We start from the raw sequence: 12866 nt of genomic DNA, 5'->3' as shown, positions 1-12866 counted from the left end.
ATACTGTCCAACAAAATATCATTTCTGGTATTATTCTCCACAGCAATGCCCCGGCTGATACCTTAAACGACAATGTAGTCGAGGGGAATACCATATCGAATAACGGCGCTGATGGTGAAGTGGGAGATGCACAAACCACAGGCATTGTGGAAGTAGGTGCGGTTAATCCAATCAGTGGCAACAGCATCATCAATAATACGATTAGTGATCAGCAACTCGGTGTCTATGTCATTGGTGCCCTAAAGAATACCGTGTCGGGCAACACCTTTAATACCACCGACACGGTCCTTCCAGCGCTCGATCTATTGAACAGCGCTCCAATCCCTGGGAAGACCCTGACGTTCACCGCTACCAACCCGACGGGAACCACTAACCTAATGTATCAATTCTGGGCGAATTCCGGAACGGGATGGAAATTGGTACAAAACTATTCCTCAACCAGCACCTACTCCATCAAGGACGCTCCCACGGCGAGCTACCAGGTGGTGGCCTATGCGCTGACGGCATCGCAAGTAAAAGCCCAGCATTGGAATGATGCAATCTCCGCAACGACTATCGTCAATGATGGCAGTAGTGTCAGTCTAAAGTCACTGTCAAGCACTCCGTCCATGCTCCAGGCGTCCGCCACTGGGCTCACCAATCCCGTCTATCAGTATTGGTGGAAGTCACCGTCCGGCACTTGGAGCTCCAGCGGTAACTTCAGTTCAAACGGGACCTATAACTTATTCGGGTCCACGACTATCACGGCTGGTGAAGCCGGCGACTATAGCGTGATCGTCTATGCTAAAGACGCCGATGCGCCTGATACGACGCAAGATGTTGTGGCAAGTCAAACGCTGTCGCTTTCGCTGACTGCCAATGCCAACGTGACCTTAAGCAGTCGATAGGCATTTGGCGGTGCCGATTTGACTGGGAACCGTTGCATCCGCTTACCGTATGGTAGCTAACGCTCAATCGAGAACCCAATCGAGGCAGACAATGCATGTCTGCCTCGATTGCTATCATCCCTCTTCTTTTCTAATAAGAACTTCCTGCAATAAGTTGGAAATACTTTCATGGTTTACTAAATTATTCTTTAACACAGGAGGAACTCGTATGCTCCGCACTCTTGTCCTATCGGCGGCCACGCTGGTCTTCACAGGTTTTTCCGTCAGTGGTGCCGCCTTACCGTCCCATGCTCTTTATGCCAACGCGAATCACGCCATCTCTTTTACAATCGTGACCGATACCCACCATTCTTTGCCCCTTCGTGCTACCCGAGAGACGCTCTCAGAAAATTGGGCCGGACTCGTCCAGGTCGGCTCAGAGGAATCCTCCATCACCAGTTCGTGGACCACGCCCACCTCTTTTACCAGTACACCATCATCCAATAGTGCCGTGGCCGAATGGATTGGACTCGGAGGATTTCAGACTACCTCTCTCATTCAAGTGGGCACCATCACTACGCCCGACGGAGCAGGCAGCCCTGTCACGACGGTATTTTGGGAAAACCTCCCTGCCGCCGCCACCGAAGGTGTTACGATACCTGCAGGAACGACCGTGACCGCGAGCATTACTCCCACGGGGCAAGACCAATGGACTCTCACACTGACCGATGGCGGCTCAACACCCTTGGTAGACCAGGTCGTGAACCTCACCCCTGCCGAAGCTAACGCCGTAGCGACTTCCGCAGACTGGATCACGGAAGCGCCCACCGCTGGTAACCAGGTGGTACCTCTGGCCCCCATCGCATCTACGACCATGCAGGATTTGACCGCCAATGGAGATGATCTCACAGCAATGCCGACTAACAGCCTCGAAACTATTGGTCTTCAAAATGGCGCCGCGACAGCTTTGCCAACCGTGAACGCCTCCGCAGACACGTTAACTGTCTCGGTGTCCAACACTCCCACCATACCCACCGGCAATATCGGCCAGTCAGGCTATCCCTTCCCTGGGCAAGGCGGACACACCCCGTGGAATGGTGGGCATCACGGCTGGAATCGCGGCTGGTTTTAATCACTCTGGGCTCGCTACGACACCTCATCCGACCGGATCCAATGCGATCGGATGAGGCGTCTATTTATCTTCAAGGGGCGGGATCCATTCTGTGGACGGCTCAGAGGAAATAATGGGCCATTCTGGCTTGATAGATTGTTTTTGGGAAGACGCTTCGATAGCCTGTGGCGCAGCAATGACTTCGCTCAATAGTCTGCGAACCACCGCCGAGGGAGTTGTCGCTTGTTGACGCGCTAACTGTTGAATAGCGCGAATCTGCCATGAAAACAAGTAATATTCCGCTCGCTTTTGGTCCTTGGTTCGATTCGGCACCTCGTGCTGCCTCCCAATCTCGTTCTCATCCGTTCTGTTTCATTAAACACCCTTACTGAAAATAAGTACATAAAAATTTTAATAGGGTTAGGACGGATTGATAAAATGAAAGACTTTCACCACTAGGGCCCTGATTGGACTCTTGATCGAGACTGGCAAAATGCCGCTCACCTTAAGTACGGTTTGCCCCACCTTGCTATTGACCCATCGGTCGCGGCGCCCTTGGTGCGCAGCATTATACACAGGTAAGTCATTCGCCCCATACACACGATGCATCAAGACAGAGGACATGGCCACGGCAGGTGAGAGATGCGGATATTTTGATAAGAAATCTGCTTTTGCGAGATTAAATGCTTTTGAAGCTAAACGCCCATCAGGTACCGCATTCATAGCGTATTGATAGGCTCCCTTCAGCGGCAGCATTTCTGCAATGTAGTCTTCATTCGCCAGCCGAAGGGCAAAATCCCAGGCATCAAACCCTTCTTTAAGATGCTCATCATATCCACCAAGTTTGTCAAACAAGCGTCGTCGCACCGCCAGCGGACCAGGCATCACATTTCGCTGCGCCGCGGAAGGATTGAAAATATCTTCTGGGGCAAACACGCTGTCTCTTTCCCCGGTGAACTCTAACATGGGGGCAAGCGCCGTCACGTGAGGCTGTTCGGCAAAGGCCCACGATAGGCCGCGCAGTCCCATCGCACTCCAGAGGTCCCCAGCATCACAAAAGGCAATGACTTCTGCATCCGTTCCCCTTGCCGCAGCATTGCGGGCAGCGGCCAAGCCGCGCTTCGGCGTCTCAATCAATGTAATTTTGGAGCCATAGGCCCGGCGCAATGTCGATTTGATGTCAACACCCACTGAATTATCGACGCCCACGGCAATCGACATCAGCTCATCATCTTGCAAAGGTAAAAGGGCGTCCAGCGTTTTCATAATATCCGCCGTCTCTTCACTCACTGCGACGGCCACCGCCATGGAGGGACGATGGCCATGGCCTAAGCCACTCCCCGGCTTGGTCTTGCCCGTATAGGTGTCATACCCTTCCAATGGCCGCGTCGCATATTGGCGTGCCCGATTGCGTGCCTGCCTTCGAAAGGCTTGCGCATCTTCCGGATGGGTGATGGCCCATCGCATCACCTCTTCTATGGCGCCGTCCTCCAGCGGATCGATGACAATGCCCGCCCCATCTTGCAACATCTCACGCATCCCACCGTGGGTCGATCCCATGAGAAGCGCTCCTTGAGCCATCGCTTCTAAAGCCACATTAGGCCAATTTTCAAATCGGCTCGGCAGGCACACCAGAGCGGCCCTTTGGTAGTGTTCCATTAAAGAACCGCGGTCGACCCGCCCCACAAACTCGAACGCGGATCGATAGGGGGCAGAAATCATCGACTGCAGTCTGCTGCGATAGCTCTTACCACGAAGTTCTGTATCTCCCCCAATCAGACGCACGTGAAATTGGAGGCCTTCTTCAAGGAGGTGTTGCGCTGCGGCAATCAGTCGGTCTACACCTTTGCGATGTTCCAAACGACCCACATAGAGAATGACTGGACGGTCCGACCCAGATGGCGTATAAGAATCCAGTACTTGCGGCAATTCGGGCACGGGATGACGCTTGATAAGATAAGGACGGGGCATGGAGGTGCGGTAGAGATCTGCTAAATCGTCGCAAGGCACCGTGGCCACGTCAGCGTATTGAATCGCGTAGCGCTCTATCCGAAAGATGGCCTCTCGCTCCGAATGAGCGTTTTCCCCATTCAGCCCATCGACCAGTTCCAGTGACATATGACCATGGACCATGAGCGTTGTTGCAGAAAAATATCCCAAAAGGCGCTTCGCTTTAATCGCGTAGTATCCTTCGCCCTGATAATCAGGAAATTCCACCACATCAATCCGTTCGCTACCGGTCAAGTCGCGCAACGCCTCAAAGAGACTGTAACTGTAACCATGGGGATTAGTACGAAACCCATCTTGCGCAACAATAAAATGCACCCAATAGCCCAGTGGATGCCTTAGACAGTGCTCGTCCCGACGAGTCCATTCACTCGGCACTATCCCCTCCTGGGAGGGCTGTTCCGTTATTACGTGTACACGATGTCCTTGGCGGAGCAATTCCTTCGCCATACTCTCGATATATACCCCAATACCTCCGGAAGGAGTAATTCCTGGGTACTCTCGACTACATAGAACCACATTCACCTGGGAGAGCCCACCTTCGCCGCAAAATTCACCCCTTCAGTATACAATGCATTCCCCGCCTACAACCGTTCTTGACCATCTTCCAGAATTTACTCACTTTCCGGTTCTCTCACCTCTCTCTGCTCGAGAGGATGTCGACTGCCCAATACGTGGTCTACTGGGCTTTTTCGCTAGTTGCCCGAAGTCTTCCGTCGCCTCTATAATGAGAACAATGTCGAAATAGCTGGGGGCTCCTTGTGCGCATTTGGTTTCTGACCACAGAATTCCCACCCATGTTTGGTGGAGGAATTGCAACGTACACCTTTCACGCCGCTCAGATGTGGCAACGCGAAGGACACCAGGTGACCGTCTTTTTATATGATGATCGCGTCGAGAACACCATGACGAACCATCAAGACGGCATCCGGGTTGTCCGGTTTTCCATGTCCCCTGTAAAGGCCATGGATGTACTGGGCCATGTCGCACGCTTAGCATACGAGTATGCCTCGAGGGTGGCCTCATTGATAGAGGAGGACGGACAACCCGATATCATTGAGAGCCAGGATTATTTAGGCATTGCCTACTTCATATTACAACGAAAATATACCCTCGACCCGCTATTTAAGACGATACCGATAGTCATTGTGGGTCATTCGGCCAAATTTCTTCTCGACCCGCTCGATGAAGCGCCTCTCTATCAACTACCAGAATTTTGGACCGGTGAGATGGAACGGTTCTGCTACCGAGCCGCCGATCTGGTAGTGTCTCCCAGCCATGTATTTCACGCTCACCTGGAAAGAGCTTTACCCGGCCTCTCTACAGTCACGATACCGAATCCTTTTACCGCGTCCTTTAGTATGCTATCCAACACGGAAGATGAGGCCCATGACCTCCTATACATCGGACGAATTCAATATCTTAAGGGACCACATCTATTATTGGATGCCCTAGAAACTTTAGCGCGCGACGGCATTTCAGTAAAAGCCGACTTCATCGGGGGTGATACCGAATTCATTCCCAAATCCGAGAGTCTGACCAAGTTTCTGTCTCGACATCATCAAACCTTACTGAACTCGCAACAGATCACATTTCATGGCGCACTTCCTCCAGATGCCCTTCCGGATGCCCTGCGCAATCATCGTATCGTCATCCTGCCATCGCTCTTTGAGTCCTTTTCTTACGTACTGCTCGAGGCCATGCATGCCAAGCGAGTCGTCGTCGCATCGGCCACGGGCATTGCGCCAGAAATTATCCAGGACGGGTTCAATGGATATCTCTTTCCTGTTGGCGATACCGCTGGGCTGATTCGCGGGCTCCGTTTGGCGCTATCCCAGAGTGAAGACGATAGAACGGCTATGGGAGAGCGGGCACATCACAGTATCGACAGTATGTCGTATTCGGCCGTGCTAGAAACACGAATAGCCGCGTATCAGGCGCTGCGACAGGTCGGCCCAAGACGCGCATTTCCCTGGATTCGGCCCGTCCCCTCCGTACCGCCACTGGTGCCAGGACGGCGCGAACTGTCTGTCGTTATTCCCTTCTATAACATGGGATCGTATATTGACGACACGCTAAACAGCCTACAGCAGGTGACGGGAATTGATATGGAGATCATCATCGTCAATGATGGTAGTACTGATCAAGAGAGCATCACGGTCTTAGAACGCATCGCCGCCGACTCCCCGCAAGTACACATTATTCATACCCCGAATCAAGGTCTGGCGCGTGCACGAAACGTGGGTGCCACGCAGGCACAAGGAAGCTATCTTGCCTTTCTTGACGCAGATGACTGCGTCGAGAAACGATACTATGAGAAGGCCTTAGAGATCTTGCGGCATTTCACCAATGTGAGCTTTGTGGCTGCTTGGACTCAGTACTTTGGGGCTAATGACAACCTCTGGATTACTTGGAACACCGAGCCGCCTTACATTCTGTATCACAACACCGTCAATTCCAGTGCACTCATCTATCGCCGCCAAGACTTTATCCAATATGGAATCAATGACGCGTCTATGGTCTATGGCATGGAGGATTGGGAAAGTGTCATCCGCCTAGTGTCACACGGCTATCGCGGTGTGGCCATTCCCGAGCCGCTGTTCCGTTATCGAATCCGGCCCGATTCAATGTCACGAGCGTTCAATCGAGAAAACCAACTGTACCTCTATCATCGCCTAACCGAGCTAAATCGCGACTTTTATGATCTGTATGGCCGCGACATCATTCATCTCATGAACGCTAATGGGCCTCAAGCACAAGTAGACAATCCCACTTGGCAGGTTGGCTGGGTTGTTCAGAATACTGCACCCCCAGCGCTTCCCGCACCGCCGCCCTCGTGCTTTTTTCGAATTCGGCGCCGGATACGACGCCTACTTCGTGAGGGCCGATAAACAGACGATGGCGCGTGCCGAGGATGGATACGCTCCATTCCCAAACCCTTCTCGAATAGCACGACGTCACTTTATTTGCGCATCCATGGAGTATACGTCAATCCCACCAACAGATTATCCGGTGCTAAGAGACGCGTCACCACCTGACCCCATGGTTCTTGCCGGTTTGAGACTAATAGCTCATATCCCTGGTTACGCAATTCGTCCGTCGCTTGTTGCACGTCATCCACATCGAATTCGATCCATGCATGGGGTACCGGTACCTCTGAAGGCCAGATTGGCACACCAAAACATGACTCAGCTGCCTGATCCAGTGGCCAAACCGCATAATGGTTCACTCCAGAGAGCGCACCAGTGTGGAGATAGCGGCCCTCATGCTCGAAGGGAATTCCCAGTACTGACTCGTAGAAGTCGCCCACTGGCGTGTCTTCACGAGCAATCGGCCCGAACCCCGCTACAAATAGGACTCGCACTCACACCATCTCCCATTTCGCCGGTCAATATCGTCTACACGGTCTGATGATAGCATACCATGCTGTCAACCCGTCATCCGACATCGCGTCCCTCACAAAAAAAGGCCGATGCCCATAAAGGCACCGACCTATCCAATGATATTACCCAGTTCTGCTAGGAAGCACTAGACCCGGTAGAACTAGACTGGCCTTTGGCTTTGGTTCCCCACCCGCCACTCCATCCGTGAAATCCCCCGTTGGTCATCTTTCCTGGGGTTCGCGTGACAAAGCCATCAATCATCTTGCTCAAATTGGCTTCGAGGCTCGTGGCCTGAGTGGACGTGAGCTTGCCCGACGACACCAAACTATTGATTTCATTGGTAGCGTCTGTAGTAAGCGCGCTCTCCAGCGCCGTCGCCGACGATCCATTGTTGGCGGCAATGGTCGCCAGGCTCTCACCTGACTTCATGTCCGTCTGTACAGTCGTGGTCGAGATATTAAGCGCAGTAGCAACATCTGAAGTTACGTCCTTCATAAAGCTACCCAGCATTCCACCGCCACCTTGAGGCATGCTACCTGGCTTATTCGTAACGTAGGCATCAATCATCTTGCTCAAGTTGGCTTCGATGCTAGTGGCCTGAGTTGACGTAATCTTGCCGGACGACACCAAACTATTGATTTCGTTGGTAGCGTCTGTGGTAAGCGCGCTCTCGAGCGCCGTCGCCGACGATCCATTGTTAGCGGCAATGGTCGCCAAGCTGTCTCCCGCCTTCATGTCTGCCTGAAGTGTGCTGGTCGAGATGTTGAGCGCCTTGGCCACATCACTTTGTAATGTACCCATGAGAGCTCCCATGCCCCCCTTGCCGGCCTTCATACTCCCCGGCTTCATGGTCACGAAGTTATCAATCATGGTGCTTAAATGAGCTTCGATGGTGGTTGCCTGAGTGGACGTGATCTTGCCCGATGACACCGAACTCTGAATTTGCGCCTTGGCATCCGCCAATAATGTAGCCTCTAACGCCGTCGCTGACGACCCGTTATTGGCTGCAATGGTGGCAAGACTGTCTCCCGCCTTCATGTCCGCCTGGAGGGTGCTGGTCGAGATGTTGAGCGCCTTGGCAGCGTCAGCCATCAAGTTACCGCCCATCATCCCAAAACCACCTCCGCGGCCACCGCGTCCCCATTTGCCATGCGACCCAGATCCGGTTGAGGCGGCGGTTTGATTTGCTGACAGAGATACATTCCCAGTAATCTTTCCGTGATGGGATGCGCCATAAGCGCCCACGGCTCCACCACTCAAGAGAACTCCTGCTGCGACTAGAACCAATGACTTCATCATCCGCTTCCCACTCTCCTTTAACAGTTGCTATGTCCCTTGGGATTACGTCCCGCACTTAGTAAACCCTAGAAGTGTTGCCAAACTGTTACGTTAAGCTGAGAAGTTCCTAAAGCGCAAGACACCTCTCCTTCTGTGGGTATTCGCCCTCACCTCTACTGCACCTGCGCTACGCCCGGGCGCTCTAGCGTTCAAGCAGAAGAAAGTCCCCCTCTCCCTCTCGATCCTGATCTTGGTTTAACCCATGATAATAGGCGCTACGATAAAAGATGAGCGGTTCGTGAACCATTCCCTCCTCGCAATCCATGATTTCGGCAATCACCATGCTATGGTCTCCCACCGGCATCATCGCGCGCATTTCGCACACTAGGTAACCCAGGGAATCGGCGATCACCGGCAATCCGTGCGCGGATACGATCCCGCGCACCGGGTTCACCAGACGAGAAGATTTTTTCGAAAAGGTTTCCGACAACCATTGTTGGTCACCATTCAAGATGCTGATGGTAAAGGGCCTTCCTGACTCCCGGAGAATAGCACTCATACGCCCACGCGAGTTGAGCGCCACGGCTACTAATAGCGGTTCTAACGATACCGACATAAACGCATTGGCTGTCATGCCGTGGACTTCGTTCCCCACTCGGGTCAACAGCACGGTCACACCAGTGGCAAAGGCCCCGCATATCCGACGAAATTGGCGCTCTCGCTCCAGCATGATAAGCCTCCATTCTTTCGACTAATCCACCATAATCGGTCGGTCCGGTAAATATGGTTTGTGGATCGGCATGGGACAACCCGTCCAATCAAACGCTAGCATGGCCTCATCAAACCATCTCGCAGGCGGCGGAGCACCCCAAAAAGTAGCCCGCTGAGGATCATCCAAGTCCCAACGAATGGGCTTCCAGTCAGGATCAACTAACAGGTAATCACCCGTAAAAAGCTCAATCCGATTTCCATCGGGATCTCGCAGGTAGAGAAAAAACGCATTGGTCGTGCCATGTCGCCCCGGACCTCTTTCAAGATTTTCGACATAACCCATAGACGCTAATCGATCCGCCACTGACAGGATCTGATCCTTCGACGATGCAATAAAGGAGGCATGATGAAAACGCGGACCAGCACCGTTTGAAATCGCCAAATCGTGAGAAGTTTGCTTACGATGCAACCAAGCGCCCCAAATGCGATCGCGCCCATCTTCAACACTGACGGTGTACTCGCTAAGTTGAAATGCGAAGTTTTCTTGATACCACCGCATGGCTTGTTCGACTTCGGGGCTAATATAGTTCACGTGATCGAGGCGAAGAATTTCTGCCCCCCGATATTGATCATATTTCTGCAAAAGCCAAGGTGCTGTGTCCACCTCATAAAAGAACTCAATCGGAAACCCAAATGGGTCCTGGGCGCGCAGAACCCGACCCAGTCCTGTTTCGACCTGTTCTTGCAATCGACTGGACACACCAAGAAGAGTTAGTCGCGATTGGATCGCATCCAAATCTGACTCCCTCGCTACCCGAAATCCTACATGAGCGACCCCTGGGGTCTGACTTTGGGTGAGTATAAGATTATGATGCGTGCGGTCTTCCAGTCCGCGCAAGTATACGTGGTGCTCATTCCTCTCTGTCAAGGTAAATCCGACAGCATCCACATAAAACGCCGTGGCCTTCTCTAGGTTGGTCACAAAGTATTCCGCATGATGAGTGCGAATCACGTTATACAGAACCTCGGGCATCACTCACACCTCCTTTGTCATAGGATAGGCGTCCTCGTTTAAAAACTGGCGAATCCGTTGTTTCAAAGGCTCCTTATCGTAACTTTGGAAGAGAGCGCTCGCCATGCGTACCGGATCGCCAAAAAAGAAACGCTCATAAAGCACCTGACGATTACCAAATGCTGACACCGCCGTATCCCACGCGAGTCGAAAAAGCCGCGTCCGGTCGAGCGCAGTAGTGTTACGCGCCTGATAAAAGCGATCCAAGTCCATGCGCAAATCATCGTTGGCAAAGTCTTTTTCGGACGGGATGGCCATAAGACCACTAGCCGCTAATTGCTGCAAAATCTCTACCATGCGTGGATACATCTTCGGAAACAGGTTTCGCGCCACATTGAGTGGCATCCAATCTGGCGTCATGACATCCCATCGGTTCATTCTGGCTTGACTTTCGCTCGAGTAAAGAAACGCTTTCATCGTTTCTAAGGCCACGATAACTTCGGAAACTTTTTCTTGAACATGCTGAAACTCACCGATACCGATAGTCTCAACGATAAGGCTGGCCACACCGAGTACAAATTCCGACTTGGCCATATTCTTTACGATGACTTGGTGCGTCATGTGGGTGGTAGCATCCGTTGCAGCATAGAGCGCGTTCGCCCTTTCCCCATCTTCAAGTAAAAAAATTCTGTCCCACGGTACCAACACATCGTGGAATACCACCACCGCATCCATTTCTTCAAATCGTGATCCTAACGGATGATCGAAGTGCGACCGACCATAATCGAATGACTCCCGACAGATAAGCCGAAGTCCCGGAGTCGCCAGAGGCAAAGCAAACGCAAAGGCATAGGGTCGGTCTTCCTCGGTATTACGAATTACCGTCGATGGAAAGACTAAAATTTCGTCGGCCAACGGTAACGTGGCGAGCATACGCGCTCCGCGAATGACGACCCCTTCGGCGGTTTTTTCGACGACCCGCGCCGCTAGATACGGATCGGCCTGTTGCGCCGCAGAGACGCTACGATTAGCTTGCGGCAATATGAGAGTATGCGTGAGGCACAAGTCGTGTTCGCGGACGTACTCATAGTACCGCCTGACGTTCTCTGCATAGTCACCAAAGAAAGACGCAGCAGAAGCAATGGCCATAAGCTCGCTGTTTAAATAATCCGGGGCCCGTCCCATCATCCCATGAGAGTAGCGGGCCCAATGTTGCATCATTTTGCGTCGACGGCGCAAATCTTCCTGAGTATGGGGTGTCAGAAACGAGAGGCCCACTAAGTCCCCTGTAGACGGAGACGAATAGGTCATCTCCGTGCCTAACCCTGTCTCATGCTGCATATCATATAAGTGGGCCAGTGACCTAGCCACCCCATGGAATGCTGGATGTTCCGTAATCGCCCCTACAACCTTTTCGCCATTAATCCACAAGTCTCGATTGGCCCGGTCGAGTTCTCGGAGATAATCACTGCCCTGCCGAATACCCATATTCTTTCCTCCTTTATCACCTGTGTCCATCGAACTGTCAGGGCTGTCGCTCTTTTAACTCTCCATCGTATCCTTCCTCTCGCACCGGATTAATCAGCGTACCAAGGCCTTCGACACGGCAGGCGATGACATCGCCAGGAAACACAGGAGATATGCCTTCGGGCGTACCTGTCAGAATGACATCTCCGTTATCTAAGGTCATAAAGCTTGATAGATACGCAATGATCTCCGGAATAGCGTATGTCAAATGGGCAGTGTTGCCCTCCTGCCGACGATCTCCATTAACCTCGGTGGTAAGGTGTAAATGGTTGGGGTCCGGAATCTCATCGGCACTGACTAAAAACGGTCCTAACGGACAAAAGCTATCCACGCCTTTCGCACGCACAGGAGGCCGAAAGGTATTGCGAATAAAATCACGGCACGTAAAGTCATTGGCAACGGTATACCCCGCCACATAATCTAGGGCATTAACCGCCGACACCCGATGACACCGTCGGCCCATCACCACGGCTACTTCCGTTTCATAATGACAGTAGGTCACTCCCCGAGGATAGCGAATCGCCGCCTGGTGCCCAATTACTGTCGAGGTAGGCTTAAAAAACAAGGCTGGCTCAGGCGGCTCGTCCAGTCCTAATTCTGTGGCGTGGCTTCCGTAATTCAACGCGAGCCCGATAATATTTCTAGGCACCACGGGTGCCAACCAGTGCCATTGGTCACTCTCTATCAATTCCCCATCCGGCGCAATCAATCGATTATGATCCCACAGGACCTCCTCGACCCGGCTATTTCGCCAAATCCGTCCAGTCTTCATCAGTCCCCTACCTCCGACAGCACCCCATATCTAGCAAGAAGGTTCCTCATAGCGTGGAAGTGAGCTTCGGAAATCGGAGCCAGGGGTAACCGTAAGTGCGGGCGCATCTTTCCCATGAGACCTAGAGCTGCTTTCAATGGACCGGGAGTGGTCTCCCACAACAGCTCCTCGTTCCGGGGATAAAGGTAGGAGTGCCATT

The 12866-nt window shown here is 52.5% G+C and carries 10 protein-coding genes and 2 pseudogenes; 3 read left to right on the top strand and 9 right to left on the bottom strand.

Going from position 1 to position 12866, the window contains the following annotated elements; genetic code table 11:
• Positions 1–887, top strand: a pseudogene (locus tag ACOJWD_RS01915) (hypothetical protein); the annotation flags it as partial.
• 208 nt (positions 888–1095) lie between these two features.
• The gene (locus ACOJWD_RS01910) at positions 1096–1998 is read left to right on the top strand and encodes a G1 family glutamic endopeptidase (RefSeq protein WP_486991533.1); all 903 of its coding nucleotides are present in this window, start codon (positions 1096–1098) and stop codon (positions 1996–1998) included.
• A 60-nt stretch (positions 1999–2058) separates the two neighbouring features.
• Here ACOJWD_RS01910 and ACOJWD_RS01905 read toward each other — a convergent pair whose 3' ends face one another.
• Positions 2059–2310 (bottom strand): hypothetical protein, encoded by a 252-nt coding sequence (locus tag ACOJWD_RS01905; protein ID WP_486991532.1) that lies wholly within the window; start codon positions 2308–2310, stop codon positions 2059–2061.
• An 87-nt stretch (positions 2311–2397) separates the two neighbouring features.
• The gene (locus ACOJWD_RS01900; RefSeq protein WP_486991534.1) at positions 2398–4503 is read right to left on the bottom strand and encodes a glycosyltransferase; all 2106 of its coding nucleotides are present in this window, start codon (positions 4501–4503) and stop codon (positions 2398–2400) included.
• A 242-nt stretch (positions 4504–4745) separates the two neighbouring features.
• Between ACOJWD_RS01900 and ACOJWD_RS01895 the strand changes: the two genes are divergently transcribed.
• Complete coding sequence (locus ACOJWD_RS01895) at positions 4746–6875, top strand: glycosyltransferase (RefSeq protein WP_486991531.1); 2130 nt, start codon at positions 4746–4748, stop codon at positions 6873–6875.
• Positions 6876–6946: 71 nt separating this feature from the next.
• Here the strand turns inward: ACOJWD_RS01895 and ACOJWD_RS01890 are convergent, their stop codons facing one another.
• From ACOJWD_RS01890 to ACOJWD_RS01860, 7 genes and pseudogenes are all read right to left on the bottom strand, one after another.
• Positions 6947–7348: a VOC family protein gene (locus ACOJWD_RS01890; RefSeq protein ID WP_486991530.1), complete on the bottom strand. Its 402-nt coding sequence runs from the start codon at positions 7346–7348 to the stop codon at positions 6947–6949.
• Positions 7349–7502: 154 nt separating this feature from the next.
• Positions 7503–8666: a hypothetical protein gene (locus ACOJWD_RS01885; protein WP_486991529.1), complete on the bottom strand. Its 1164-nt coding sequence runs from the start codon at positions 8664–8666 to the stop codon at positions 7503–7505.
• 181 nt (positions 8667–8847) lie between these two features.
• The gene (locus ACOJWD_RS01880) at positions 8848–9375 is read right to left on the bottom strand and encodes a flavin reductase family protein (protein WP_486991528.1); all 528 of its coding nucleotides are present in this window, start codon (positions 9373–9375) and stop codon (positions 8848–8850) included.
• A gap of 21 nt (positions 9376–9396) precedes the next feature.
• Positions 9397–10389 carry a 3,4-dihydroxyphenylacetate 2,3-dioxygenase gene (gene hpaD, locus ACOJWD_RS01875; RefSeq protein WP_486991527.1) on the bottom strand — a complete coding sequence of 331 codons (993 nt, stop codon included), beginning with the start codon at positions 10387–10389 and terminating at the stop codon, positions 9397–9399.
• 3 nt (positions 10390–10392) lie between these two features.
• Positions 10393–11856, bottom strand: a complete 1464-nt coding sequence (gene hpaB, locus ACOJWD_RS01870; RefSeq protein WP_486991526.1) for a 4-hydroxyphenylacetate 3-monooxygenase, oxygenase component — start codon at positions 11854–11856, stop codon at positions 10393–10395.
• A 37-nt stretch (positions 11857–11893) separates the two neighbouring features.
• Positions 11894–12667 carry a fumarylacetoacetate hydrolase family protein gene (locus ACOJWD_RS01865; RefSeq protein WP_486991525.1) on the bottom strand — a complete coding sequence of 258 codons (774 nt, stop codon included), beginning with the start codon at positions 12665–12667 and terminating at the stop codon, positions 11894–11896.
• Positions 12667–12866: pseudogene (locus ACOJWD_RS01860) on the bottom strand (hypothetical protein); the annotation flags it as partial. The gene ACOJWD_RS01865 and the pseudogene ACOJWD_RS01860, both read right to left, overlap by 1 nt.

The sequence above is a fragment of the Sulfobacillus sp. TH-112 genome, assembly GCF_057473405.1.
Note: the sequence above shows the minus strand (reverse complement) of the source record. Positions and strands in the feature narration are given on the sequence as shown.

What these genes read in the sequence shown, in the direction of transcription:
- ACOJWD_RS01910 (WP_486991533.1), top strand. Translation starts at nt 1,096, where the DNA reads ATGCTCCGCACTCTTGTCCTATCGGCGGCCACGCTGGTCTTCACAGGT.
- ACOJWD_RS01885 (WP_486991529.1), bottom strand. Translation starts at nt 8,666, where the DNA reads ATGATGAAGTCATTGGTTCTAGTCGCAGCAGGAGTTCTCTTGAGTGGT.
- ACOJWD_RS01880 (WP_486991528.1), bottom strand. Translation starts at nt 9,375, where the DNA reads ATGCTGGAGCGAGAGCGCCAATTTCGTCGGATATGCGGGGCCTTTGCC.
- hpaD (WP_486991527.1), bottom strand. Translation starts at nt 10,389, where the DNA reads ATGCCCGAGGTTCTGTATAACGTGATTCGCACTCATCATGCGGAATAC.
- hpaB (WP_486991526.1), bottom strand. Translation starts at nt 11,856, where the DNA reads ATGGGTATTCGGCAGGGCAGTGATTATCTCCGAGAACTCGACCGGGCC.
- ACOJWD_RS01865 (WP_486991525.1), bottom strand. Translation starts at nt 12,667, where the DNA reads ATGAAGACTGGACGGATTTGGCGAAATAGCCGGGTCGAGGAGGTCCTG.